Source organism: Streptomyces sp. NPDC021749, assembly GCF_040640655.1.
Taxonomy (GTDB): domain Bacteria; phylum Actinomycetota; class Actinomycetes; order Streptomycetales; family Streptomycetaceae; genus Streptomyces.
This window is the reverse complement of sequence record NZ_JBFACE010000031.1, coordinates 37,336-62,512: the sequence shown is the minus strand read 5'-3', so window position 1 is coordinate 62,512 and position 25,177 is coordinate 37,336. Positions and strand designations below refer to the sequence as shown.

At 71.2% G+C, this 25,177-nt stretch carries 22 protein-coding genes and 1 other RNA gene; 17 read left to right on the top strand and 6 right to left on the bottom strand.

The features are described from left to right. Position 1: 1 nt before the first annotated feature. The 3 genes from AB0G35_RS26775 to AB0G35_RS26765 all read left to right on the top strand — a co-directional run bounded on the left by AB0G35_RS26775 (position 2) and on the right by AB0G35_RS26765 (position 3,076). Entirely contained in the window at positions 2–877 is an 876-nt protein-coding gene (locus AB0G35_RS26775; protein WP_360954558.1) for a MaoC/PaaZ C-terminal domain-containing protein, read from the top strand. 101 nt (positions 878–978) lie between these two features. Beyond that, positions 979–2,055 carry a Zn-dependent alcohol dehydrogenase gene (locus AB0G35_RS26770; protein ID WP_360954555.1) on the top strand — a complete coding sequence of 359 codons (1,077 nt, stop codon included), beginning with the start codon at positions 979–981 and terminating at the stop codon, positions 2,053–2,055. A 76-nt stretch (positions 2,056–2,131) separates the two neighbouring features. Continuing rightward, on the top strand, positions 2,132–3,076 hold the full coding sequence (locus tag AB0G35_RS26765) for a 3-oxoacyl-ACP reductase (protein WP_360954552.1): 945 nt from the start codon (positions 2,132–2,134) through the stop codon (positions 3,074–3,076). 51 nt (positions 3,077–3,127) lie between these two features. On the opposite strand, the gene AB0G35_RS26760 is transcribed toward AB0G35_RS26765, so the two are convergent. Both AB0G35_RS26760 and AB0G35_RS26755 read right to left on the bottom strand, forming a co-directional pair. Next, positions 3,128–3,295: a hypothetical protein gene (locus tag AB0G35_RS26760; protein WP_360954549.1), complete on the bottom strand. Its 168-nt coding sequence runs from the start codon at positions 3,293–3,295 to the stop codon at positions 3,128–3,130. 100 nt (positions 3,296–3,395) lie between these two features. Next, entirely contained in the window at positions 3,396–4,904 is a 1,509-nt protein-coding gene (locus tag AB0G35_RS26755) for a hypothetical protein (RefSeq protein ID WP_360954546.1), read from the bottom strand. A gap of 480 nt (positions 4,905–5,384) precedes the next feature. Between AB0G35_RS26755 and AB0G35_RS26750 the strand changes: the two genes are divergently transcribed. From AB0G35_RS26750 to AB0G35_RS26740, 3 genes are read left to right on the top strand one after another with little or no spacing between them, the layout of a single operon-like run. Beyond that, complete coding sequence (locus tag AB0G35_RS26750) at positions 5,385–6,263, top strand: Nif3-like dinuclear metal center hexameric protein (protein ID WP_360954543.1); 879 nt, start codon at positions 5,385–5,387, stop codon at positions 6,261–6,263. Next, positions 6,260–7,003: a C4-type zinc ribbon domain-containing protein gene (locus AB0G35_RS26745; RefSeq protein WP_360954654.1), complete on the top strand. Its 744-nt coding sequence runs from the start codon at positions 6,260–6,262 to the stop codon at positions 7,001–7,003. The genes AB0G35_RS26750 and AB0G35_RS26745 overlap by 4 nt, the downstream gene beginning before the upstream one ends. Before the next feature lie 3 nt (positions 7,004–7,006). After that, entirely contained in the window at positions 7,007–8,230 is a 1,224-nt protein-coding gene (locus AB0G35_RS26740) for a bifunctional RNase H/acid phosphatase (protein WP_360954540.1), read from the top strand. 186 nt (positions 8,231–8,416) lie between these two features. On the opposite strand, the gene eda is transcribed toward AB0G35_RS26740, so the two are convergent. Beyond that, the gene (gene eda / locus AB0G35_RS26735) at positions 8,417–9,142 is read right to left on the bottom strand and encodes a bifunctional 4-hydroxy-2-oxoglutarate aldolase/2-dehydro-3-deoxy-phosphogluconate aldolase (RefSeq protein WP_360954537.1); all 726 of its coding nucleotides are present in this window, start codon (positions 9,140–9,142) and stop codon (positions 8,417–8,419) included. 67 nt (positions 9,143–9,209) lie between these two features. Beyond that, a complete protein-coding gene (gene yaaA / locus AB0G35_RS26730) occupies positions 9,210–10,007 on the bottom strand; it encodes a peroxide stress protein YaaA (RefSeq protein WP_360954534.1) in 798 nt (265 codons plus the stop codon). 283 nt (positions 10,008–10,290) lie between these two features. Here yaaA and AB0G35_RS26725 point away from each other — a divergent pair, with 283 nt between their 5' ends. Further along, positions 10,291–11,775, top strand: a complete 1,485-nt coding sequence (locus tag AB0G35_RS26725; protein WP_360954531.1) for an RNB domain-containing ribonuclease — start codon at positions 10,291–10,293, stop codon at positions 11,773–11,775. Between the two features lie 101 nt (positions 11,776–11,876). On the opposite strand, the gene AB0G35_RS26720 is transcribed toward AB0G35_RS26725, so the two are convergent. Next, complete coding sequence (locus AB0G35_RS26720; RefSeq protein ID WP_360954528.1) at positions 11,877–12,551, bottom strand: hypothetical protein; 675 nt, start codon at positions 12,549–12,551, stop codon at positions 11,877–11,879. A 26-nt stretch (positions 12,552–12,577) separates the two neighbouring features. Beyond that, positions 12,578–13,387: a MerR family transcriptional regulator gene (locus AB0G35_RS26715; RefSeq protein ID WP_360954525.1), complete on the bottom strand. Its 810-nt coding sequence runs from the start codon at positions 13,385–13,387 to the stop codon at positions 12,578–12,580. A 180-nt stretch (positions 13,388–13,567) separates the two neighbouring features. Here AB0G35_RS26715 and rnpB point away from each other — a divergent pair. From rnpB to AB0G35_RS26665, 10 genes are all read left to right on the top strand, one after another. Further along, an RNA gene (rnpB, locus tag AB0G35_RS26710) (RNase P RNA component class A) lies at positions 13,568–13,970 on the top strand. A gap of 396 nt (positions 13,971–14,366) precedes the next feature. Continuing rightward, positions 14,367–14,723: a hypothetical protein gene (locus tag AB0G35_RS26705; protein ID WP_360954522.1), complete on the top strand. Its 357-nt coding sequence runs from the start codon at positions 14,367–14,369 to the stop codon at positions 14,721–14,723. Continuing rightward, a complete protein-coding gene (locus AB0G35_RS26700) occupies positions 14,720–15,118 on the top strand; it encodes a hypothetical protein (RefSeq protein WP_360954519.1) in 399 nt (132 codons plus the stop codon). Before AB0G35_RS26705 ends, AB0G35_RS26700 begins: the two co-directional genes overlap by 4 nt. Before the next feature lie 150 nt (positions 15,119–15,268). After that, positions 15,269–16,954, top strand: a complete 1,686-nt coding sequence (locus tag AB0G35_RS26695) for a TIGR04141 family sporadically distributed protein (RefSeq protein ID WP_360954516.1) — start codon at positions 15,269–15,271, stop codon at positions 16,952–16,954. A 738-nt stretch (positions 16,955–17,692) separates the two neighbouring features. Then, positions 17,693–18,100 (top strand): hypothetical protein, encoded by a 408-nt coding sequence (locus AB0G35_RS26690; protein ID WP_360954513.1) that lies wholly within the window; start codon positions 17,693–17,695, stop codon positions 18,098–18,100. Between the two features lie 37 nt (positions 18,101–18,137). Further along, entirely contained in the window at positions 18,138–19,439 is a 1,302-nt protein-coding gene (locus AB0G35_RS26685) for a VanZ family protein (protein ID WP_360954510.1), read from the top strand. Between the two features lie 578 nt (positions 19,440–20,017). After that, positions 20,018–21,094 (top strand): NAD(P)-dependent oxidoreductase, encoded by a 1,077-nt coding sequence (locus tag AB0G35_RS26680; protein ID WP_360954507.1) that lies wholly within the window; start codon positions 20,018–20,020, stop codon positions 21,092–21,094. Positions 21,095–21,112: 18 nt separating this feature from the next. Beyond that, positions 21,113–22,609, top strand: a complete 1,497-nt coding sequence (locus tag AB0G35_RS26675; protein ID WP_360954651.1) for an FGGY-family carbohydrate kinase — start codon at positions 21,113–21,115, stop codon at positions 22,607–22,609. A gap of 205 nt (positions 22,610–22,814) precedes the next feature. Then, on the top strand, positions 22,815–23,264 hold the full coding sequence (locus tag AB0G35_RS26670; RefSeq protein WP_360954504.1) for an ATP-binding protein: 450 nt from the start codon (positions 22,815–22,817) through the stop codon (positions 23,262–23,264). A 528-nt stretch (positions 23,265–23,792) separates the two neighbouring features. Beyond that, a complete protein-coding gene (locus tag AB0G35_RS26665; RefSeq protein WP_360954501.1) occupies positions 23,793–25,142 on the top strand; it encodes a sugar ABC transporter substrate-binding protein in 1,350 nt (449 codons plus the stop codon). The last annotated feature ends 35 nt before the right edge of the window (positions 25,143–25,177 follow it).

Here is a 25,177-nt window from a genome sequence, read left to right as displayed (position 1 = left end):
CATGCCCATCGACGTCGCCAAGGCCACCTCCGCCGAACCGCGGACCACCGAACTCGCCTGGGACCACAAGGACGTCCAGCTCTACCACCTCGGCATCGGCGCCGGCGCGGCCACCGCCGAGAAACCACGGGCCGCCACCGACCCGGACGAACTGCGCTACACCCTGGAGAGCGCGCTGCACGTCCTGCCCAGCTTCGCCACCGTCGCCGGCGGGGGCATGGCGCTGGCCGGCGGGCTCTCCGCACCCGGCATCGACGTCGACCTCGCCGCCGTGCTGCACGGCGGGCAGACCGTCACCGTGCACCGTCCGCTGCCGGTACGCGGCCGCGCCACCCAGACCTCGTCCGTGCCGGCCGTGTACGACAAGGGCAAGGCCGCCGTCATCGTGCTGCGCGCCGAGGCCGCCGACGACGACGGGCCGTTGTGGACCTGCGACACCCAGATCTTCGTCCGCGGCGAGGGCGGCTTCGGCGGCGACCGCGGCCCCTCCGCCCCCCTCGAATTCCCCGACCGCGCCCCCGACCTGACCGCCGACCGGCACATCCGCGCCGACCAGGCGCTGCTCTACCGCCTCTCCGGCGACTGGAACCCGCTGCATGCCGACCCGGAGTTCGCCAAGCTCGCCGGCTTCGACCGGCCGATCCTGCACGGGCTGTGCACCTACGGGGTCACGCTCAAGGCGGTCGTCGACACCCTGCTGGACGGGGACGTCTCCCGGGTCCGGTCGTACCGCACGCGCTTCGCCGGGGTGGTCTTCCCGGGTGAGACGCTCCGCATCCGGCTCTGGCGCGAGCCCGGCCGGATCCAGGTGTCGGTGACGGCACCCGAGCGGGACGACGCGGCGGTGCTGGCGGACACCGTCGTCGAACACGGCTAGCCACCGCTCAGCCACCGCTGGCCGCCGCTCAGCCACCGCGGGCCGCCGCTCAGTCATCGCTTCGTCGCCGCCGAGTTGTCGTCTCCGAAGGGAGCCGTGAGATGCGCGCAGCCGTACAGCACGAGACCGGGCAGGACAAACTGGAGGTCCTCGACGACGTCGAGGCGGTGGGGTTCGGGCCCGGCAAGGTCAGGATCCGCATCCGGGCGACCGGACTGTGCCACTCCGACCTGTCGGCGATGAACGGGGTGCTGCCGCAGCCCGTGCCCTTCGTCCCCGGCCATGAGGGCGCCGGGGAGGTCGTCGACGTCGGCGACGGCGTCACCGGCCTCACTCCGGGCGACCGGGTGCTGATGTGCTGGCTGCCCGCCTGCGGCAGCTGTCCGTCCTGCAAACGCGGCCAGACCCACCTGTGCCTGGCCGGGTTCATGAACGCCGGTACGCCCAACTTCCGGCGGCCCGGCGGGGACGTCTTCGGGTTCGCCGGCACCGGCACCTTCGCCGAGGAGGTCGTGGTCGCCGCCAACTGCGCGGTGCCCATCCCGGACGACGTCCCGTACGAGATCGCCGCGCTGATCGGCTGCGGGGTCACCACCGGGCTCGGCGCGGCTATCAACACGGCGCAGGTGGCGGCCGGTTCCTCGGTCGCGGTCATCGGCTGCGGCGGCGTCGGAATCTCCGTCATCCAGGGGGCACGGGCCTGCGGCGCGGCCCGGATCGTCGCCGTCGACCCGGTGCCCGCCCGGCGCGAGGCGGCACTGCGCTTCGGTGCCACCGAGGCCGTCGCGCCGGAGGAACTCGACGGCGCCAAGGCCGAGTTCACCGGGGGCGAGGGCTTCGACTACGTCTTCGAGGTGGTCGGCAGGTCCGCCACCGCCCGCACCGCGTACGAGACGACCCGGCGCGGGGGCACCCTGTGCGTGGTCGGCGCCGGCGCCATGGACGACACCTTCCAGGTCAATATGTTCGAGCTGTTCTTCGACGAGAAGCGGATCCTGCCATCCCTCTACGGCGGCGGGGACGTCCTGCGCTCCTACGAGCGGGCCATCGCCCTCTGGCGGGCCGGCCGGATCGACCTCGAAGGACTGATCACCCACCGCGTCCGGCTCCCGGAGATCAACGACGCCCTCGACCAGATGCGGTCCGGGACGGCACTGCGCACCTGCATAGAGATCTGACCGGCCACCGTCGCGGGGCCGCGCCCCGGCGGAGGAACCGAGAGCCGCACCACGACCGAAAGGACGGGAACGCCAGATGGCACAGCCACTTGAGGGCCTGACCGCGATCGTCACCGGGGCCGGCCGCGGACTGGGCCGCGCCGAGGCCCTCGAACTCGCCCGGCTCGGCGCGTCGGTCGTGGTCAACGACTACGGGCAGCCGGACCGCGACGGGTCCGGCGCCCCCTCCGCGGGCCCCGCCGAGGACGTCGCCGCCGAGATCCGCGCGGCGGGTGGCCGGGCGGTGGCCCACGTCGGTGATGTCGCCGATCACCAACAGGCCGGTGCACTGGTCCAGTTGGCGATCGACACCTACGGCCGGCTCGACATCCTCGTCAACAACGCGGGCATCCTCCGGGACCGGATGGTGTTCTCGATGACCGAGGACGAGTGGGACTCGGTGATCCGGGTGCACCTCAAGGGCCACTTCAACACCACCCGTTTCGCCGCTGCCCACTGGCGCGAACGGTCCAAGGCGGCCGGCGGCCCGGTGTACGGCCGGATCGTCAACACCTCCTCGGAGGCGTTCCTCGCCGGCTCGGCCGGCCAGCCCAACTACGCCGCCGCCAAGGGGGGCATCGTCGGCCTGACCACCTCCACGGCGCTGGCCCTGGCCAAATACGGTGTGACCGCCAACGCCATCTGTCCGCGCGCCCGCACCCGGATGACCGAGGACGTCTTCGCCGGCTTCGGCGAACCGGCCGACGGCCGACTCGACCCACTGGCCCCCGAGCACGTGGCACCGCTCGTCGGCTATCTCGCCGCACCGGCCGCCGCCCGGATCAACGGCCAGCTGCTGGTCGTCCACGGCGGCATGGTCGCGATCGCGGAACGACCCCGGATCGCCGCCAAATTCGACACCGCGAAGGAGGCCTTCACCTTCGAGGAGCTGGACGAGCTGCTGACGCCCTACTACGCACGGCGCCCGCCGCACGAGACGTTCGCGGCGGGCGAGGTGCTGGCCCTCAAGCACGGCTCCTGAAGCACGGCTTGGGCGGCGCGAGTGGTCGGCCGGGGCGGCCGGCCCGCGGACCTATGCGTCCTGCGGCTGCTTGTCCCGGCGGTGCCGGCCGTGCGCGGCGGAGTCGGACTCCTCCGTGGCGGCCGGACCACGATGCCTGCCGGAGCTTGCAGCCTCGGCGGCCTGGGCGTATGCCTCCTGGGGGCGCGCCTGGGTCGTGTCGGTTCGGGCTTCGGACATGGGAAGAGTCACTCCGTCGGATCGCTTGCTGCTGTACGCGTCGGGACCCCGCCCGACCGCCGCGGGGCCGTACCCCGGCGGCGGCGTCACCGGTGGCCGGTCAACCGGCTGCGTAGCCCCCACCCGAAAGTTTAACGGGGTGGGAATTCCCGCTCCACCGGGCCTGGCGGGCCCCGAGAGGCGCCTGCTGCAGCGGAACCGGCCTGCGCATACGGAGATGTGCGGGGGAGCGCTGTGGTTCCGTGCAGACCGCCTTCGGTTGTGCAGATGCTGTGGAGCGGTTGTCGGCATCCCCTGCAGCCGGGACAATCCCCCCGCCGCGCACGGCCTCCCCGTCCGCCCCCACCCGTACGGACCCCACCGGCCCGACCGGGTCAACCGCCCTCACAGGCCCGACCGACCTCGCCGCCCCCGACAGGTCAACCGGTCCCACCGGCCCCGACAGATCAACCGGCCTCTCCGGCCCGACCGACCTCGCTGGCCCCGGCAGATCAACCGGTCCCACTGGCCCCACCGGGTCAGCCGCCCCCATCGGGTCAACCGCCCCCACCGGCCCCGCCGCCCCCACCGGCATCCTGGGTGGCAACGGCTCCACCGGCTCCAGCGGTACGGCCATCCGCGCCAGCCCACACGGCTCCGCGTCCGTCGCGCACGGCAGCAGCAGTTCGCCGTCGGCCGTCCACAGCCCGGCCCCCGTCAGCCACCCGTCCGGTACGGGCAGTTGCCGCAGCCGCCGGCCCCAGGGCCGCCAGATCCCCAGCCGGGTGCCGCCCGCCGTGTCCACCCGGAACGCCACCGCACAGCTCTCCGGCGCCAGCATCTGCCGCGGCTGTACGGCGAACGGTGTCACCAGGGCACCGGCCGGCCGCAGGCACTCCGGGAACCGCACCGGCAGGCTGCTGCCCAACACGCCCCAGCCCAGCCGGTCGTGCCCCGGCGCGTCGGAGCGGACCAGCAGCAGGCCGCTGTCCGGATCGGCCAACAGCAGCCGGTCGTTGCTCTCCTCGGTGATCTGCAGCAGCAGCCCGGCCTCGCCGCCCCGCTCCAGATCGACCAGCACGGTCTTCGTCCGGCCGTTCAGCTCCCGGTCCAGGGCCAGCAGCCGCCCGCTGCGGTCCAGCCATGCACCGCCCGTACAGCGCCCGGGAATCTCCGCGATCCGCTCGGGCCCGCCCGCATCGCCGGGCACCCGCCACAGCGCGGTACGCTCGCACCCCGGCGCCAGGGCGTACGCATCGGTGCCGCCCGGCGTCGGCGGCAGCAGGGTCAGTTCCTCCGCTTCCACGGTGCCCAGCAGGAGTTCGCCGGTCCCGGGGTCGGTCGGGTAGAGCAGGGAGAGGGCGAAGCGGTCGGCGACCCGGCGCAGGATCAGCACCCGGCCGTCGGTGAGCGGCAGCAGTTCGCTGTCCGGCTCCTCGGGCTGGCTGCCGGGCAGCGGCACCGCGTACGGCTCCGGGCCGCTCAGCGTCCAGCGCTCCGGGAACCAGCTCCGGTCGGCGTCGTCGTGCCGGGCGAGCCGGGCGGCGTACGAGCCGTCGGCGGCGATCGTCAGGGCCGCGCGGGGCGGGCCGTCGAGCGCCGTGGCGTCCTCAGTGGCGCAGATCGTCATGAAGTGGTCACCTCCAGTCGGCAGACCGACGCTAGTTTTCGCACTTCCGGCCGATCGGCGCGGTTGCTGCACTTCACGCATAAGGGTGGCGAATGTCCGGTTCTCCGGTGCCGATCGGGGCGGGTGTGCTGCACGCTTCAACCGTGAGCCGACTCAGGCATGCCTGACGTCGCTGCCGGGTGTCGGTCAGTCCTCCCGTGCTCGGGGGTGGGGGAACGCCGGACCTCCCGTGCTCGGGGGTGGGGAACGCCGGACGGTCCGCGTTCGTGGCGCTGCCCGAGTACAAGGCCGCCACGTTCGGCCCGCCTCGACGGTCGACGGACCGTGGTGCGTATCGCCTCCCTACAAGGAGGGGAGGGGACGTCACGGCGCCCCCAAGTCCAGCGAGCGGGAGAGTGGGCGACGAGGAGACGTGCTCAGGTGAACCCGTGTGCGGGCGGCGGCGGTGCGGGTTCCCGGCCGGGAGGTAACCTTCCACCCGTGCCCGTACTGTCTGAAGTCCTCACCGCGCTCGACGCCCTCTGGCCCCCCGAGCGGGCCGAAGGGTGGGACGCCGTCGGCACGGTCTGCGGAGACCCGGACGCCGAGGTCCGCCGCGTGCTGTTCGCCGTCGACCCCGTCCAGGAGGTCGCCGACGAAGCGGTACGGCTCGGCGCCGACCTGCTCGTCACCCATCACCCGCTCTACCTGCGCGGGACGACGACGGTCGCGGCCTCCACATTCAAGGGCAAGGTCGTGCACACGCTCATCAAGCACGACATCGCCCTGCACGTCGCGCACACCAACGCCGACACCGCCGACCCCGGGGTCTCCGACGCCCTGGCCGGAGCCCTGGACCTGCGCGTCCTCGGCCCCCTGGTGCCGGACCCGAGCGATCCGGCGGGCCGCCGCGGCCTGGGCCGGATCTGCGAGCTGACGCACCCGATGACCCTGGCCGAGTTCGCCTCGTACGCGGCCGCGCACCTGCCGGCCACCGCGCAGGGCATCCGGGCGGCCGGCGACCCGGACCGCGAGATCCGCACCGTCGCGGTCTCCGGCGGCTCCGGCGACGGTCTCTTCGACGATGTCCGGGCGGCCGGTGTGGATGCCTTCCTCACCGCCGACCTGCGCCACCACCCGGCGTCCGAGGCCACCCAGACCACCGGACGCACCAGCCCGCCGGCGCTGCTCGACGCGGCCCACTGGGCCACCGAATGGCCATGGTGCGAGCAGGCCGCGGCCCAGCTCGACGCGGTCTCCGACCGGCACGACTGGGGACTGCGCACGCACGTCTCCCGTACGGTCACCGACCCCTGGACCGCCCACGCGGCGTCCACCCCGCACTTCACCCCGACGCACACCACAGGAGCCCCCCGCTGAACGCCGCGCCCGCCGACCAGATCCGCCTCCTCGACGTCCAGGCCCTCGACGTCCGGCTCACCCAGCTCGCGCACCGGCGCAAGAACCTCCCCGAGCTGGCCGAGCTGCAGACCCTGGAGGCCGACCTCACCCAGCAGCGCGACCTGCTCGTCGCCGCGCAGACCGAGGAGAGCGACACCAGCCGCGAGCAGACCAAGGCCGAGCAGGACGTGGACCAGGTGCGCCAGCGCGCCGCCCGCGACCAGAAGCGCCTGGACTCCGGCGCCGTCACCTCCCCCAAGGACCTGGAGAACCTCCAGCACGAGATCGCCTCGCTCGCCAAGCGCCAGGGCGACCTGGAGGACGTCGTCCTGGAGGTCATGGAGCGCCGCGAGGCCGCCCAGGAGCGGGTCACCGAGCTGACCTCCCGGGTGGAGGCGATCCAGGCCAAGGTCGACGACGCCGTCGCCCGCCGCAACGCCGCCAGCAGCGAGATCGACGCCGAGGCCGCCGCGGTCACCAAGGAGCGCGAGCTGACCGTCGCCGACATCCCGGACGACCTGCTGAAGCTCTACGACCGCATCCGCACCAAGGAGGGCGGCGTCGGCGCGGCCCGCCTCTACCAGCGCCGCTGCGAGGGCTGCCGCCTGGAGCTGAACATCACCGAGCTGAACGACCTCCGGGCGGCCGCCGCCGACAAGGTCGTGCGCTGCGAGAACTGCGGCCGCATCCTGGTCCGCACGCCCGACTCGGGCCTGTAGGCCGTGCCGCGCACGCTGATCGTCGAGGCGGACGGCGGGTCCCGGGGCAACCCGGGGCCGGCCGGCTACGGCGCGGTCGTCCTCGACCCGGAAACGGGCGAGGCGCTCGCCGAGGCCGCCGAGTTCATCGGCACCGCGACCAACAACGTCGCCGAGTACAAGGGCCTGGTGGCCGGGCTGCGGGCGGCGCACGCGCTGGACCCGGAGGCCCGCATCCAGGTCCGGATGGACTCCAAGCTGGTCGTCGAGCAGATGTCCGGGCGCTGGCAGATCAAGCACCCCGACATGAAGCCGCTGGCCGCCGAGGCCAGGTCGGTGTACCCGGCCGGCCGGGTCACGTACGAGTGGATCCCGCGCGCCCAGAACAAGCACGCCGACCGGCTCGCCAACGAGGCGATGGACGCCGGGAAGATCGGCAAGCAGTGGGAGCCGCGGGACTCCCGGGCCGCGCTGGCCACCGCCGCCGCGCCCGCCCGCAGTGCCGCCGCCCGGGCCGCCGACGAGGCCGCGGAACGCGCGGAGGCCGAGGCGGAGCGGGCGGAGGCCGTTGCGGCCCCCGAGGCGGTGGCGGCGCCGCCGGTCGGCTGGGGCGCCCCGGACCTCGGCGTGCCCGCCACGTTCGTGCTGCTGCGGCACGGTGAGACGGCGCTGACCCCCGAGAAGCGGTTCTCCGGCAGCGGCGGCACCGACCCCGAACTCTCCGCCGCCGGCCACCGCCAGGCGCAGGCCACCGCGGCCGCGCTGGCCGCCCGCGGCACGATCCAGGCCGTGGTCAGCTCACCGCTGCGGCGCTGCCGGGAGACCGCCCAGGCGGTCGCCGACCGGCTCGGCCTGGAGGTACGGCTCGAAGAGGGCCTGCGCGAGACCGACTTCGGTGCCTGGGAGGGGCTGACCTTCGCCGAGGTCCGCGAGCGCTACCCCGAGGACCTCGACGCCTGGCTGCACTCCTCGAAGGCGGCGCCCACCGGGGGCGGCGAGTCCTTCGCGTCGGTCGCCCGCCGGATCGCGGTCACCCGTGACAAGCTGCTGGCCCGGTACGCCGGCAAGACGGTCCTGCTGGTCACCCACGTCACGCCGATCAAGACCCTGGTCCGGCTGGCGCTGGGCGCCCCGCCGGAGTCGCTGTTCCGGATGGAACTCTCCGCCGCCTCGCTGTCCGCGGTCGCGTACTACTCCGACGGCAACGCCTCACTGCGGCTGCTGAACGAGACGTCGCATCTGCGCTGAACGAGGCCTCGCCTCTGCGCTGAGCCAGGTCTGGCACCTGCGCTGAGTGAGGCCTCGCGCCTGAGTTGGGCTGGTGCGCCGGGCGTCACGGCGTGCGGTGCCGCGTGGCTGACGACCCGTTGGCCCCGGTGGTCCTGGTGGTCCCGGTGGCCCCGGTGGCCCCGGTGGTCCCGGTGGCCTTGCGGGTCAGCCGCCGAGTGCCGCCGCCTCGTGGGCCAGCCGCTCGATCCGCCCCCAGTCCTTCGTGGCCAGCGCGTCGGCCGGCAGCATCCACGTACCGCCCACACAGCCGACGTTGGGCAGCGCGAGGTACGCCGGCGCGGACGCCGGGGTGATCCCGCCGGTCGGGCAGAAACGGGCCTGCGGCAGCGGGGCGGCCAGCGACTTCAGGAAGGCCGTCCCGCCGGCCGCCTCCGCCGGGAAGAACTTCAGCTCGGTGACGCCCTCGTCCAGCAGGGCCACCACCTCCGAGGCCGTCGAGACGCCCGGCAGGAAGGGCAGGCCGGAGTCCCGCAGCGCGCCCAGCAGTCGCGGCGACCAGCCCGGGCTGACCAGGAAACGCGCACCGGCCGCGCGGGCCGCGGCGACCTGGTCCGGGTTGAGCAGGGTGCCCGCGCCGACCACCGCGTCCGGGACCTCTTCGGCGATCGCCCGGATGGCGTCCAGGGCGGCGGGCGTCCGCAGGGTCACCTCGATCGCCGGCAGCCCACCGGCGACCAGTGCCCGTGCGAGCGGTGCCGCGTCGGTCGCCTCGTCCAGCACGACGACCGGGACGACGGGGGCGAGCCCGAGGACCGAGGGAGCGGAAGGACCAGCGGCGGACGGGTGAGGCGTGGAGCGGCCAGGAGCGGGCGCGGGGGAGGAGGCCGGGGAGGAGGCGGGGGACGAGGCGGCGTTGGTCACGCGGCCCATAGTGCGGCCCGCGCCCACCCTGCGCAATGAACGTTGCACAGGGTGCAATCAACAGCCCGGTGCGGTCCTAGAGCTCCGTCACGATCACATCGAGCGCCCACGGCTTCCCGCTCTTCGCCGGGGCCTGGGCCTCCACCGCGTATCCCAGGTCCCGCAGCGCCTCGACCAGTTCCGCCGGGCCCTCCGGCGTCCGGCCCGCCGACAGCAGCTCCCGGACCAGCCGGCCCTTGGTCGCCTTGTTGAAGTGGCTGACCACCGTGCGCTTCTCCACGCCGTTCACGGTCTTCGACTGGAGCACCCGCACCGTCGCGGTCCGTCCGGCCACCTCGCCCTTGGGCTTCCACGCCGTGGCGTACGCCGCCGACCGCAGGTCCAGCACCAGGCCCGTACCGGCCGCCGCCGGCAGCACCTCCGCCATCGGCGCCCGCCAGTACGCGCCCAGCGCACCGAGCCCCGGCAGCTTCACGCCCATCGAGCAGCGGTACGACGGGATCCGGTCGGTGATGCGGACGGCGCCCCACAGCCCGGAGAACACCAGCAGCGACCGCTCGGCCAGCTCCCGGGCCGGCGCGTCCAGGGACGCCAGGCCGAGCGCGTCGTAGAGCACGCCGGTGTAGATCTCGCCGGCCGGCCGCGTCCCGGCCGTCCGCAGGCCCGCGTTCTTGGCGATCTCGCCCTTCAGGCCGTCGCTGAGACCCAGCACCTCCTGGGCCTTGGTCTCGTCCGCCGCGCACAGGTCGGTGAGCTCGCCGAGGACCGTCTCACGCGCGGCGGTCAGCCCGGGCAGCGACAGTGCGCCGGTGTCCAGCGGCGCCCCGGCCGCTCCCGGAGCCTTGCCTTCGGACGGCGGCAACAGCACGAGCACGGTGTTCTCCTTCACGGCGGTACGGGCGGGGGTGCGGCCCCCGGAAAGCGTATGGCCTGCGCCGCCCACACCGAGAACCCCGCCCACCAGCAGCCTGCCCCCCGAGCCACACCCACCCCGCACGCCGGCGTCCTGCCCCCGAGCCACACCCACCCCGCACGCCACGGGCGTCAGACGCGCTTCCCTCGCCTCCACGCACGGCGTGCCACCGGCGCCCAGGTGCGCTTCCCCGGCTCCCACGTACGGCGCGCCGCAGGCGCCATCCGGCCATACGCTCGGTGCCATGCCCCGTCGCCATATGCATGTGACCGACGCAGCCGAGGCTCCGCTGCGCGCTGCGTTGCGGGAGCTGCGGATCGATCTGGAGGTCCCGGACCACTTCCCGCCGACCGCCCAGGCCGAGGCGGACAGCGCGGCCCGGGCCCCGCGGATCCCGGCCGCCGACGGCGCGGTGGCGACCGAGCATGCCCTGGACGACGCCACCGACCTCCCCCTGTTCACCATCGACCCGCCCGGCTCCCGCGACCTCGACCAGGCGATGTTCCTCTCCCGCCGTCCCGACGGAGGCTTCCGCATCCACTACGCCGTCGCCGACGTCGCCTCCTTCGTGACGCCCGGCGGTGCGCTGGACGCCGAGGCCCACCACCGCGTGACCACCCTGTACTTCCCCGACGAGCGGATCCCGCTCTACCCGTACGCGCTGAGCGAGGGCGCCGCCAGCCTGCTGCCCGATCAGGACCGCCCGGCCGTCCTCTGGCAGCTCGACCTCGACCCCGAGGGCGTTCTGGTCGCCACCTCCGTCCGCCGTGCCCTGGTCCGCTCCCGCGCCCGGCTCGACTACGCGGGCGTCCAGCGGGCCATCGACGAGGGGACCGCCGAGGAGCCGCTCGACCTGCTCCGGGAGATCGGCCTGCTGCGCGAGGCGCTGGAGGTGGCCCGGGGTGCGATCTCGCTGCACGCCCCCGAACAGGAGATCGTCGAGCGGAACGGCCGCTACCGCCTGGAGTACCGCGCACCGCTGCCGGCGTACGGCTGGAACGCGCAGATCTCCCTGCTCACCGGAATGGCTGCGGCCGAACTGATGCTGGCCGCCGGCACCGGCATCCTGCGGACCCTCCCCACCGCGCCGGACGGCTCGGTCGCCCGGCTGCGGCTGGCCGCCCGGGCGCTCGGCGTCGACTGGCCGCACCACACCTCGTACTCCGCACTGATCCGCAGCCTCGACCCGCACCGCGCCCCGCACGCCGCGTTCCTCCAGGAGTGCACGGCCCTGCTGCGCGGCGCCGGCTACACCGCCTTCGACGGCTCCCCGCCCAGCGCATCCGAGGCGCTGCACGCCGCGGTCGCCGCCCCGTACGCGCACGCCACCGCACCGCTGCGCCGGCTCGTCGACCGCTACACCTCCGAGCTGTGCCTGGCCGCGTCCGCCGGTCATGAGCCGGCGGACTGGGTGCGCAGTGCGCTGCCCGCGCTGCCGCACGAGATGGAGATCGGTGCCCAGCGTGCCAACCGGGTCGAGCGGTCCTGCGTCGACCTCGTCGAGGCGGCGCTGCTGCGCGACCGGGTCGGCGAGACCTTCGAGGCCCTGGTCGTCGACCTCCAGGAGAGGGATCCCACCCGCGGCACCGTCCACCTCTCCGAGCCCGCCGTCATCGGCCGCGTCGAGGCCGGCCCGGAGGGCTTCGCGCTGCCCCTCGGCCAGCGCATCCGGGTCCGCCTTGCGGAGGCCGACCCGGGCCTCGAACCGGTCCGCTTCACCCCGGTGTGATGCCGTTCCGGACCACTACGGCCGACCCGAAGCCCCGCGCTCGCCGTGACCCACGCGGCCTACGCGACGGTCTACGCGGCCTACGCGGTGGCCTGGGTGACCTATGCGGCCTCCGTGGCCCGCCCGTCCGCCGCAGGGTCCCGCCCCTCCGCCGCCGGGACCCGCTCATCCGTCACGGCCACCCCCGCATCCGCCCCGGCCGCCACCGCGGCCACCGCCGCCCGTACGGCCGCCACCGCGCCCCGTGCGTCATCGGCGTGGAACCGCACCGTCCGCACCTCGTCCCGGCGCCCCGACAGCCGTACCCCGACGACCGGCCCGGTCAACTCCACGGTCACCGACGTCTGCCCGCCCACGGCCAGCGCCCACACCCCACCGCTTGTGGTCTGCTTCCCGTCCTTCGGGGAGTGGAGGTCGTACCGGACGGAGGCGATCCGGTCCAGCGGAATGCGGAGTTCCCTCCGGGCGCCGTCCCGGAGCAGCAGGTGGTTCGCGCCGAGCACATGGGGCCGGGTGACCGCGGCCGCCTGGAGCCCCAGCATCATCAGCACCATGTAGACGTCGACGACCAGCAGCACCGCCCGCGCCACCGGGGCGTCGCCGAGCATCGCATGCACCCCGGCCGTCTCCACCACGCACACGAACGTCAGCCCGTACACGAGCGCCGACTGCGCGGCCGCGTACGGCAGGGCCCGTTCGCCCGCCGCCACGCCGGACCGCCGCCGCGCCACCCACCACACCAGGCTCACCAGCCACCGCCCCTCATGCGCCAGCATCCGTCGCACCCTCCCGTGCTGCCGGCTCACCGCGCACGCTCCGCGACCAGCTGGATCGCCCGGCGCATCGCCTCGGCCTGCGCGGGCGGGAAGTGCGCGTAGTACGCCGCCATGAATCCGGCGTCCGCCTCCCGGCCCGCACCGGCCGCGCGCGCCCAGTCCTCCCCGCCGACCTCGGCGACCACGCTGTCCGGTATGCAGTCGGCGAGCGCCTGCGCGGCCCGTTCCACCCGCGGGTCGTCGGGCGCGGCCTCCGTCAGCTCGTCGAGCAGCCCGTACACCTCGTACGCCCGCTCCATCGCCCCCGGAGCCGCGGTGAGGTCCCCGAGCAGGCCCGCGATCCGCTCGCCCGCCCCGTCGCCCGTCGACTCCAGCAGCGCCAGCACCTCCCGTTCCTTCGCCGCCATCGCGGGCTCGGGGCCGGGGAGTGCCGCCGAGGTACGGGCCATCTCCTGGAACACCGCGGCCAGTTCGTCCGACACCGGGCCCTCCGCGGGCAGCCCGCCGTGCTCCTCCGCCTGCTGCCGCAGCGCGGCCAGCCGGGCCCGCCGCGCCCGGATCTCCTCCTCCTGGCGCGCCAGGTCGGCGTCCAGTTCGGCCAGCACCTCGTACAGCTCGCGACCGGAGTCGTCGGCGAGCACGTCCCGGACCTCCTCCAGCCCGAGGCCCAGCTCTGTCAGCCGGCGCAGCCGGGCGAGCGCGACCGCGTCCCGCAGCCCGTACTCCCGGTAGCCGTTGGGCCGGCGTTCCGGCTCGGGCAACAGCCCGAGGTGGTGGTAGTGGCGGACGGCACGGGTACTGACGCCGACGAGACCTGCGAGCTCACCGATTCTCATGCCGTTCAGTAGAAACGTTGCCGCTGCGACAAGGTCAAGCGCGTACCGCTGTGGGTGGCGCGTACCGGTGCGGGTGCCCGGCACCGCCCCGGGCGCCGTGCCCGGCCCCGCGTCCGGCACAGCGCCGGGCACGGCGTCCGTTCCACGTTCCGCGCCGGGTAGCATGGTCGCCACGGCGGACGAGCCGGCCGGACGGCCGCGTGGGGATCGGCAACGATCCTCCCGAGGAACGTCCGGGCTCCACAGGGCAGGGTGGTGGGTAACACCCACCCGGGGTGACCCGCGGGACAGTGCCACAGAAAGCAAACCGCCGGAGGCTTCGGCCTCCGGTAAGGGTGAAACGGTGGTGTAAGAGACCACCAGCCTCCGAGGTGACTCGGAGGGCTAGGTAAACCCCACCCGGAGCAAGGTCAAGAGGGGGCATCGGCGATGCCCCTGCGCGGACGACCGAGGGCTGCCCGCCCGAGTCCGCGGGTAGACCGCACGAGGCTGCCGGCAACGACAGCCCTAGATGGATGGCCGTCTCCCCCCGGCCCGCAAGGACCGGGGGTGACAGAACCCGGCGTACAGGCCGACTCGTCCGCCATTACGGCTCTGACCAGGGGAAATGCCCGGGGCGGGGCCGTTCTGTGTCCCGGTGGGCTTCCCCCTCTGACCCGCGGGTTCCCGGGAGTGCCTGCGGGAATGTGCACTGGTTGTGCACTGGGCTGGGTACGGGGCCAGGGCTGTCAGGGGTGCGACCGCTGGGAGACAACGGCCGGTAGTTTGCGACGGGTGCGGTGCGGTGGCCGGCAACGCCCAGGTGGTGGCGACGCACGGTTGGCCGGAGGGTCGAGCTTGGGTTCTTGTGGTCGTTGCAACACCCGACTTCCGGGGAAGCGATGGCCTTCGAGAACCGCAAGGGCGCTGGGGCGGCCGCTGTGGGCCAGTGGTCGACGCGCGCGCCCTCGCCTGTAGGCCGAACCTCGAGCCGGTCGCCGTGACCCACGTACTGCCCAGTCTCTGCCGCACCGTCCTGGAACGTGCCTTCTCCGAGGCCGCGTGGTTGCGCCTGCATCGGGCCGGACTGACCGAGCACGAGGCGGAGAGGACCGTTGCGGCAGCCATCACGCTGAGGGACATCGCCGCTCTGGGGCTCTTCGGGGATCCGTCCAGGACGGGTGACGTCTACCAGGAGCTGCGCAGGCGCTGCGGCCCCGAAGCGGTGGATCTCGTCAGGAGGTGCCAGGAGGGCGCGCACCCGTCCGGCACTGCCATGCCGAAGCCCCTTCAGTTCGTGAAGGCCATGAAGGTCGTCGCACAGACCGTGCGCAAGATGGAGGAGCTCGCCCCATGAATGCGACGATCCGTCAGTTGCTCGACACCGCCGACCTGCTCATCGAGAACAACGGTGGCCCTGCCACCACCGGCCCCGTCACCGGCGGGCCCGCCACCGCGGCAAGCCGGTGCCGCGGTGCCGCCTTCGCCCTCCGCGCCGCGCTGGAGAGCGCAGTCGCCGCCCGTCTCACCGCTGACGGCGCCCCCCGCACGATTCGTGAGGGCACCATGCGGGTCGCACTCCTCTGGCTCCGCGGCTGCGTTGAAGCGGAGACCGCCCGCCGGGCGAAGGCCGTATGGAGCCAGCTCTGCCTCGGGTGCCACTACCACCAGTACGAGACCGGGCCCACGGAAGACCAGGTGCGCGCCTGGCGCGCCGAAGTCACCGCGATCATCGCGCGCTTGGCCCACTGATCAGGCCCCGGCCGACGCCAGCCGCTGGCCTGGCCACCGGGAAGGCCTGGCCCTGATCCATTGCGGCGTGAAGTCCGCCGTCAGGAAGAGAAACACGTGAGAACGACACCACGAGGGCGGTTATCCCCGCCCTGTACAAGGAGCGGCACCATGACAACTCGTACCTCCAAGCGAACTCTGTACCGGCTCAGGGGTGTGAATCCCACCGTCAACGCGATGTTCGATGCCCTGGACACGAATCAACTTGAGCGGATCCACGCGGAACTCGACGTCCCCGAGAACCTCGGTGTACCTGCCCTCCTGGTCACGGGCAGCTTTGAACAGCACGTCGCGAGCTGGTGCGACGAGATCTTCCGTACGACGGGCATCGAGGTGTCACGGCCGGTCAACCGCTCGGCCGGCTTGCTGATGCTCGCCGTCGACGGAGACGTGTACGCCATCGGCTACGACCAGGGCTTCCGCCTGGTGCCTGACCGGCTGAAGGACCACCGCTTCGGGCTGAGCTTCGCGTCCCGCCGGGTGGACCCTGGACGCATTCGGGACCTGGTGTCGCACACCCCGGGCGGAGGGCGCACGGACATCACCCTGGTCCCGGGCGGCGCCTCGGTGTGGAGCCTTGGCATCGTGGAGCACGCCCGGATCGTGCGGCGCCTCGGCGGCCACCTGGACGACATCCCGCTCACCATCTCCCGGGACAACCCGGCGAAGCTCTCCAGTGCCGAGGGCGGTGCCGGCCTGCGCCTGCGGCTCGGCGTGGAGGGAGCGGACCTGATCGCCGACATCCGCGCGATCGCCCGTGTGCTGCGCGAGGAGAAGCCGAGCCCTGAACTGGAGTTCGTCGAGCATGTCGTACCCGTCGGCGATTCCGGCCTGCTTTCCCGCTTGGAGGCTGCCCTTGACGACCTCCTGGGCCAGGAGTCTGACGGGCGTATCAGCGTCGCCGTCCCCGCGGACCACTGGGACGACTACAACGCCGCCCAGGCGTTCAGGGCCAGGATCAACAGCGGCTCGGCCAGCCAGCCAACCGACGACTTCGACCTCGACTACGTCCTCTGCCGGGCCCGCGTCCAGCGTGCCGGCAGACGGGTAGCCGCACTCCGGGAAGGCACCATCACCCTCTACCGGCACAGTCGCGCCGACCGGGTCAATGAGATCTGGACGTCCAGCGCGCTCCGTTGGATCGAGGTGGAAGCGTTCCTCGACTCCCACCAGTTCTTCCTGATGGACGAGCACTGGTACGAGATCGACCAGGAGTATCTCAAGGCGATCCGCTCGCACGCCGAGCGACTGATCACCAACTCCCCGTCCGTCGACCTGCCCCCATGGGTCGTCGGAGAGAAGGAAAGCACCTACAACGAGTCCGTGCCGGACCAACGGCCTGGGTACGTCTGCTTCGACCGCGACAACGTTCAGACCACGCTGCACCGCGGGAATGGTGTGGAGATCTGCGATCTGCTGAGCCCGGCCAACGCCCTGGTCATGGTGAAGCGCGCCAAGGGCTCCGACGCGCTGAGCCACCTCTTCAGCCAGGCGCTCGTCGCCGTACAGACTCTGCGGAACTCTCCGGAGGGGAGGCGACTGTTCGCCGCGAAGGTGGCCGCGGCCCGGAAAGGGCGCGGCCTGCCGGAAGACTTCCTGCCTTCGAAGGTCGTCTTCGCGATCCTGCTGAAGGAGGGCGCCGACCTCACCGCCGACACTCTGTTCCCGTTCTCGCAGGTCACCCTCGTACAGACGGCCAGGACGCTCGAAGCGTGGGGGGTTGAGGTCGAGGTCGTCGGTATCGCCTCCACTCCGCCATCAGTCACCTCGGCTGGGGCCCGGCGGTTGGCGGCGTAGCCGCCGCGACTGCAACGCCGGATACCGCTGTGACGCATCCCCGTAGTCGCGCCGTGACGGTGGGTGCTGTTGTCGGCTGCGGTCTCGCCGTACACGTAACGGGCTTCGTCTCTCTTCAGCCGTCCGGGCCGGCGAAGGCGGAGGAGCCGCCTCGGTGCAGTTGGCTTCCCTCAAATCCGCCCGCGTGCAGGTGCGCCGACCTGCCAGGTCTGGCGTGCACGGGATATGCACTGCATTGCCCCAGGGGGCGCAGTCACACCGCCCACCATCAGCCAGGACGCTTCCATAGTCCATGGACGTGACGTCCGCGCCCTGGCGGATGGGAGGAGGGCAGAGCGGCGCGTGACAGCTCAGGTCGGTGCAGCCCGTGGCCATGTGGCGCGGAGCCGGCTCCGCCTGATGCATGGGGTTGTTCACCGGTTGGCTGCCTCGTTGGACGCCGGTCGGGCTTGTGGCCGAGATCCTGCCCCTCAGTAGACGAGAAGGGTCGTAAACGTCCTTTGCGGCAAATAGAGGCCTTTAGCGATCTCGCCATATGGCCGATTTAGTGCGCTAATCCTACCCAAGGGTCGGTTTTATAGGTGATTCAAGTCACTTTATCCAATTTCGGGTGAAGATCGCTTGCAGTGGGAATCAAGCCCACTTAACGTCATGACTCGACCACATGCTGGCAAAAGGCTGGCAATTTGGGAAAGTGCTTCCGGTGAACCATGGAGGCATAAATGAAGGGGGTAACGCGTGAAGACTTTCTCGCGTAACGGTGTGCGAGCCATGGCGGTAGGGGGAGCGCTTCTCGTCGCGATGGGCTCGACGGCCGCCTATGCCGGTGGAAGTACGTCCACCAGCCTGTCGAACGGCACACTTTACTTCGAAGCTCACAACGGGCGAGAAATAGGTCAGTCCAGTTCCAAGATCTACACGGGTGTGCGATACAAGAAGACGGGCGGAAGTGCAGTTTCCGCGCAGCTGAAGGTCGACCTTGAGGGTGGCCTCTACAAGGACAGCTGGAAGACCGTCAAGGCGGGGCAGACCATCAACTACTCGGTGAGCGTCCCCGTTAGTGTTGCTTCGGACTGTAGCGCTGTGGGCATTATGAGCGCAAATGGCACCATGTACGAGACGCCTTACATTAAGCAGCTCTGCTAAGGTAATCTCTTTTTCCTCTCCTTGAAGGACGTACCTGGTGATTGAAGCATCTATCGGCGCACTTCCTGGGCTGATCCCGGCTTTTCTCATTATCGCAGCAATAGTGGGTATCCCGGTTGCGCTGATAGCGAGAGCTCATGGTGGTTCCGTCAGCCTCTCGCTTCTCTTTACAGCGGCTCTGGCGGGTGTGCTGACCGTAACGCTCACACCAGGTGGCGGAGGGTCAGGGCAGGTCGGCATCTGTGATGTCGGCCTGCCCCTGAAGGACGCCCTGACCTCCGAGTCTGCTCGCCTCAATGTTCTACTGTTCATGCCTGCGAGCTTCCTTGCAGTGCTCCTTTTCCGTCGGCCGATCTTGACCCTCTCGGGATCTCTGATCCTGACCTGTGGCGTTGAGCTACTCCAGTCGTGGACAGACCTGGGGCGTTCCTGCAGCTACGACGACGTCAAAGCGAATGTGCTCGGCGGCTTTCTTGGTGTATTCCTCGGAACCATTGCGCTGTGGCTCTGGAAACGACGCTTCCCCTTCACGCGCACAGACGCTCTGTGGGGTGTATGCGCTGGTGTATTGGGTTGTCTCATTCTCGCTGCGTCCTTCACGTTCGCCGTCAAGGCAGTTCACTCAGAGGAGAAAACCAGGCACCGGCGCGCAGCCTTGAAAGACGACCTTGCTCAGGATGCTTGGTTGCGGAAAACCGTCGACGATTTGTACGGCAAGGACACAGTCATTACTCAGTCCGCCAGCCTGAAAATGAAAAACGGACACTGGCGCTTGGAGGCGGAGACAGCGAAGGGTGGCCTGGTCGCGAAATGGCCCGAGCGGAAACTCGTCCGGTTCGCTGTGAAGGGCAGCGTAAGCGGGGACGGCACCTTGTCCAAGACTGAGATTCAGAGTATCGGGGATCAGTTCGCCAGGAAATGGTTTGCTGATGAAGTGGCCGGAGCGAAGGTCACACACAGGGTGGTCAGCGGCGATCAAGGGCCCCACATACTTATCTATCGCCGTTACGTAGGCGGAGTGATGATGCCGATGCGGTTGGACCTGACTGTCTCGCCCGCCGGTCGCATTACTGCAATGGCTGCGAACTCCACCCAAGACCCCGAGCTTCCTAAGGTAGTAGTTACACGAAACAGTGCGAAGGAGCTGGCTGCGCGTACGGCTGAAGGCGCCACCGCGGTTCCTGTCAAACTCCTTGCTCAGCGAGTCGACCACGCTTGGCGCCCGGTATGGATGGTTTCGATCATGCGAGGGGCAAAGCAGACACCGGAATCAACGGTATTCATCGATGCTGTGACAGGTAAAGAGGTGACCCCGGAGGCGCCTAGCGCGGACAGCTGAACCCCCGGCAGCACATTCAAGGCGAGCCTCCGTCCGGTTTGGGCGTCCATCCTGCGTCGCCGCAGGTGCGCGCAGCGCGCCGGAGCCCCGGCCGGCCGGGCCGCCGCGCTCCGGCCGCCCGCCGCTGCCAATGACCGGGGTGTGTCGCGTCGTCTCATGTGTCGTGCACGGGATGTGCACTGCGCTGGCCCGGAGGCGGTATGCGTGCAGGTCACGCCTGCTTTCGGCATGAGCGCTCATTGTCCCCGGCGTACAGGCCGACTCGTCCGCCCTGAGCGCCCCTGAACAGGGCAGATGCCCTGTCCGGGGCTGACGGGAGCCCCGTTTCACTTCCGTCCGTGCCGGCGGTTGCCCGGGCGGCTCCGTGCACGCGTGGGCCGGCCCTCAGGGCAGGTGAGCCCGCCGACGGCCACCGCAATGGCCGGCGACGCCCGGCCCGGCACGCAGGCGGGAGCCACGGACCCGGCTGGTCGTGCGGGTGACGGTGGACCGCGGGTTCGGCCGTGGCGCGGGTGGGCGGGAGACCTCGGCGATCTGAGCGCGACGATCCGCTGCGTGAGACGATCGGCCCGTGGGCGGTGGCTTCGACACACGAGGAGACCGCATTGCGCGTTCTGGTCGTCGGTGATCGTTTCATTCCCGCCGAGTACTACGTCGACGCCCTGGCGGAGGTGGGTGGTGCGTGCGCCGGGGCGGTCCGCAGCGTCGACTGGTCGGGGACCAAAGAGGGGCAGCACGCGGCGCAGCAGATCATGGAGTGGCACGGGCCCGAGGCTGTGACGGTGCCCGGCGAGATCGTGGATGCGGTGGGCGAGGCCGAGGTGCTGGCTGTCCACTTCGCGCCGGTCCCCAGGGAGGTGCTCCGGGCCGCTCCGCAGTTGCGGGCCGTCTGCGTGGCCCGTGCGGGGCTGGAGAACGTCGACGTCGCCGCTGCGACTGCCCGCGCCGTGGCCGTCGTACCGGTGTTCGGCCGCAACGCCACGGCCGTCGCCGAACTCGCCGTCGGACTGATGCTCGCGGAAGCGAGGGACATCGCCCGCGCGGACGCCTCCGTCAAGGCCGGCGGATGGCGGAAGGACTTCGGCGACCCCGGCCGGGAGATCGGCGGCAGCGCGGTCGGCCTGATCGGCTTGGGCCAGGTGGGGCGGGTGTTCGCCGAGCGGATGCGCGGCTTCGGCGCGCGCCTGCTCGCGTACGACCCGTACGTGCCCGACGACGTCATGGCACGCTACGGCGTCAGGCGGGCAGGTGATCTGGACAGCGTCTTCCGCGAGTCCGACGTCGTGCAGCTCTTCGCCCGGCTGGGGCCCGACACCGAGCGGTTCATCGGCGCACGGCACTTCGCGCTGATGAAGCCGACCGCGTACTTCGTGAACACCGCGCGCAGCCGCTTGGTCGACACTGATGCCCTGTATGAGGCCCTGGTGAACCGCCGTATCGCAGGAGCAGGGCTCGACGTGCACGACGAGGAGCCGCTCCCCTCGGACAGTCCCTGGCGGGGACTGGACAACGTCACGATCACCACGCACTACGCCGGTGACACGACGACCACGACGCTGCGTTCGGCCCGGCTCGTGGCAGAGGCCGTTGCCGAACTCGCCGCGACCGGCCGGTGCACTGCGGCGGTCAACGCCCGCGAACTGGGGTGGGTGTGAGCGTTGGCGCGTGACCTGGTGCTCGGCGTTGATGCGGGACACACCGTGACCAAGGCCGTGCTGTTCGACGCCACCGGCCGACCGGTGGCGCAGGGCAGCGGCACTCTGCCGCTGATCACCCCTCACCCCCACTGGTTCGAGCGGGACATGGACGACGTGTGGCGGACGGCGCACCAGGCCATCCGCGCCTGTCTCGCCGAGGCGGGCCAGGACGCGGGGAGGGTGGTCGCCGCGGTGGGGCTGACCGGGCACGGCGACGGACTGTACGCCGTCGACGAGCGGGGCCGGCCGGTACGGGCAGCGATCCTGGCGATGGACACGCGCGCCGAACGGATACTGGAGGAGTGGCGGGGCACCCCGACCTGGTCCCGTGCCCTGGCGCTGTCGGGCACGGTACCCTTCGCGGGTTCTCCGGCCGCCCTGCTGGCCTGGCTCGCCCGCCACGAGCCTGAAGTGCTCCGACAAGCCCGTTGGTTGTTGTCCTGCAAGGACTGGCTGCGCCTGGGCCTGACCGGCACGGTGGCCACCGACCCCACGGACGCCAGTGCCTCGTTCACCGACATGCGGCGGGGCGGCTACTCGCCGGAGCTGCTCGACCTGTACGACCTCGGCGCGCTCGCCGGCCTGCTGCCGCAGGTCCTGGCCTGCGACGCGGTGAGCGGAACCGTCACCCGTGAGGCCGCGGCGCTCACCGGGCTCACCGCCGGCACCCCCGTCGTCACGGGAGCCCATGACGTCGACGCAGCCGCGCTCGGGATCGGCGGCACGGCGCCGGGCGAGCTGTGCCTGATCGCCGGGTCGTTCAGCATCAATCAGGTGGTCAGCGAGCGCCCCCTCGTCGATCCGCGCTGGCAGGTCCGTCACTTCGTCCACCCGGGGCAGTGGATGACCATGTCCACCTCACCCGCCTCGGCGGCGAATCTGGCGTGGTTCCTGCGGGTCACGGGCGCACCGGCGGAGCATCGCGGGGTCCACGAGGCGATCGGCCGAGAGGTCGAGGCGCATCTGGACGGTCCGTCGGAGGTGTTGTTCCACCCGTTCGTCTACGGCTCTCCGCACCGGCGGCCCACGTCCGGGACGTTCCTCGGGCTGCGCGGTTGGCACGGCCGCGGCCATCTGCTGCGAGCCCTGATGGAAGGCGTCGTGCTCAATCACCGCTGGCACGTCGACGCACTCCGCTCGAAGCTGCGGATCAGCGGGGCGGCCCGGCTGACCGGCGGCGCCGCCCACAGCGAGGTGTGGAGCCAGATGTTCGCCGATGCGTTGCGGCGGCCGGTCGTGCTGAGCGACGTGGAGGAGAGTGCCGCCCGGGGGGCGGCCCTGCTCGCCGCCACCGCCGTCGGACTGCTCGACGACGTGACGGACCCGCGCGCCGGAGTCGCCGTGCTCAGACGCCACGAACCCGACGCCGACCGGGTCGCCGTACTCGACGAGGCATACCAGGTGTACCGGGAGGCGCTGGAAGCTCTCGGGCCGGTCTGGGCCCGCCTGGACGCGCCCGAGGACGCGGGGTGAGTACAGCGCAATTCATCAATCTGCGGGATCAACGTAGATCTTTTAGCGCACTTAGTGAGATTTGAGCATGAAATCTATTGAATGTTGCCTGTCGAGGGTGTAGACAGAGCCTCGTAGCAATTCTCGCGGCCCTCCCCGCAGTCTGTGGCTCGGCCACCTGCCACTCGACGTGGCACCGTGCTCCTCTCCCCCGAAAGCCCCGGTCATGTGCCCCCAATCCGCGCCCCTGACCCTTCCCGGGCCGAGGAACCTGGTTCCGTACCGGTCCCCGAAGGCCCAGTTCTCCCTTCCGGCGCAGGAAGCGCTGGTCGGCTGCCTCCGAGGCGCCGCCGCCGATCTGCTCACCCACTGGCGCCTCTCGGACGACGAGCGGGACGCGGCCGTCCTGATCGTGGGAGAGCTCGCCGCCAACGCGGCGACGCACGGACGCAGTGAGATGTCGCTCTGCGTGATCCTCGATCCGGGCACGCTGCGCATCATCGTGAGTGATCACGGGGACTCCTCGCCGTCGGGTGGATCCGTCACGGACGGCGATCCGGACGAGCGCGGCCGTGGCCTCGGCATCGTCCACGCCCTCGCCACCCACGTCGACCTGCGGCGCGACCACCGTGGGACCTGGGTCCTGGCCTGCCTGCCCGTCGAGGCCCCCCGGTAGCGAGCCGCCTGACCGGCGGTGACGTTGCGGCAGGGGCCGCGCGGGCGCGACCGAAAGGCCGCGGCACCGTCGACCGTGCGGGTGGAGGTGAGGTCCACGAGCGCGTTGCCGGCGACGGCGGGGGCAGGCTGGTCTGCGGTTTCCGGTCCGGTGCCCATGCGGGGTCCCCGGGGCGGTGGCGACGTGGGGCGGGGCCGGCCGGCACTTCGCCGGCGCCCTGGTCATCAGTCGCCTCGGCGGCGACCGGAGGTGGAGGGGCGAAGGAGTTCCACGGCCCATGCGAGGCGGCATGACGATAGGTCCGAAGAGTTTTTCTCGCAAGATGTGTTAACAACGGCGCAGTTTCCTGCTAATAATTCCGCCATCGGTAGTGCGCCCGACACCCCGGGGACGCATTCACCCCTCTTTGTCCCGCCGAGCCTCAGTCGAGGGTCGACGAACCCCGCTGAGCGGCTGTTCCTGACGAGCGGCGCCGCCGTGGGAGCCCCCTACGCCGTTTCCCGCCCACCTGTACGAGAGGTCCCTGCCATGCGATCGACCAGATACGTCCTCCTCGCCGGCGCCGCCACCACCGCCCTCCTCGCCACCGCCTGTTCCGGAGCCGGGGCCGGCGGGGCATCGGACGGCGGCAAGAGCATCAACGTGCTGATGGTCGGCAACCCGCAGATGGAGGACATCGCGAAGCTGACCAAGAACACCTTCACCAAGGACACCGGTATCAAGGTCAACTTCACGATCCTTCCCGAGAACGAGCTGCGCGACAAAGTCACCCAGGACGTCGCCACCCAGGCCGGCCAGTACGACGTCGCCACCATCGGCGCCTACGAGGTACCCATCTGGCACAAGAACGGCTGGCTGCACGAACTCGGCTCCTATGCCGACAAGGACGCGAGCTTCGACAAGGGCGACCTGCTCAAGCCGGTGGTGAAGTCGCTGTCCGGCTCCGACGGCAAGCTCTACGCGCTGCCGTTCTACGGCGAGTCGTCCTTCCTCATGTACAACAAGGACGTCATGAAGGCGAAGGGCATCACGGTGCCCGAGCGGCCGAGCTGGCAGCAGGTCTCCGACATCGCGGCCAAGGTCGACGGCGCCGAACCCGGCATGAGGGGCATCTGTCTGCGCGGTCTGGCCGGCTGGGGCGAGCTCGGGGCACCGCTGACGTCCGCGGTCAACACCTTCGGTGGCACCTGGTTCACCAAGGACTGGAAGGCCCAGGTCAACAGCCCGGCCTTCAAGAAGGCGACGAATTTCTACGTCGACCTGGTCAAGAAGCACGGAGAGGCGGGAGCGGCGCAGTCCGGCTTCACCGAGTGCCTCAATGCCATGAGCCAGAAGAAGGTCGCGATGTGGTACGACGCGTCGAGCGCGGCCGGATCGCTGGAGGACCCCAGCTCCAGCAAGATCGCCGGCCACGTCGGCTACGCCTACGCACCGACCGTCGCCACCAAGAGCAGCGGCTGGCTGTGGTCCTGGGCGTGGGCCATGCCCAAGACCACGAAGAAGGCCGACGCCGCCTCGAAGTTCATGCTGTGGGCCTCCAGCAAGAAGTACGAGAGGTTGGTCGGCGAGAAGCTCGGCTGGGCGCGCGTCCCGGCCGGCAAGCGGGCCAGCACCTACAAGATCCCTCAGTACCGCAAGGCCGCTGCGTCGTTCGGTGAGATCACCCTCAGGTCCATCGAGGGAGCGGACCCGGCCAACCCGGGCGTCCAGCCCCGGCCGACGGTGGGCATCCAGTACGTGGCCATTCCCGAGTTCCAGGACCTGGGAACGAAGGTCACGCAGGAGATCTCCGCCGCCATCGCCGGCAAGACCAGCGTGGACAAGGCGCTGAACGACGGTCAGAAGCTCGCTGAGGACGTCGCCAAGAAGTACAAGTGAGCCACCCCGCCCCGGCCGGCCCCGCCGCCGGCCGG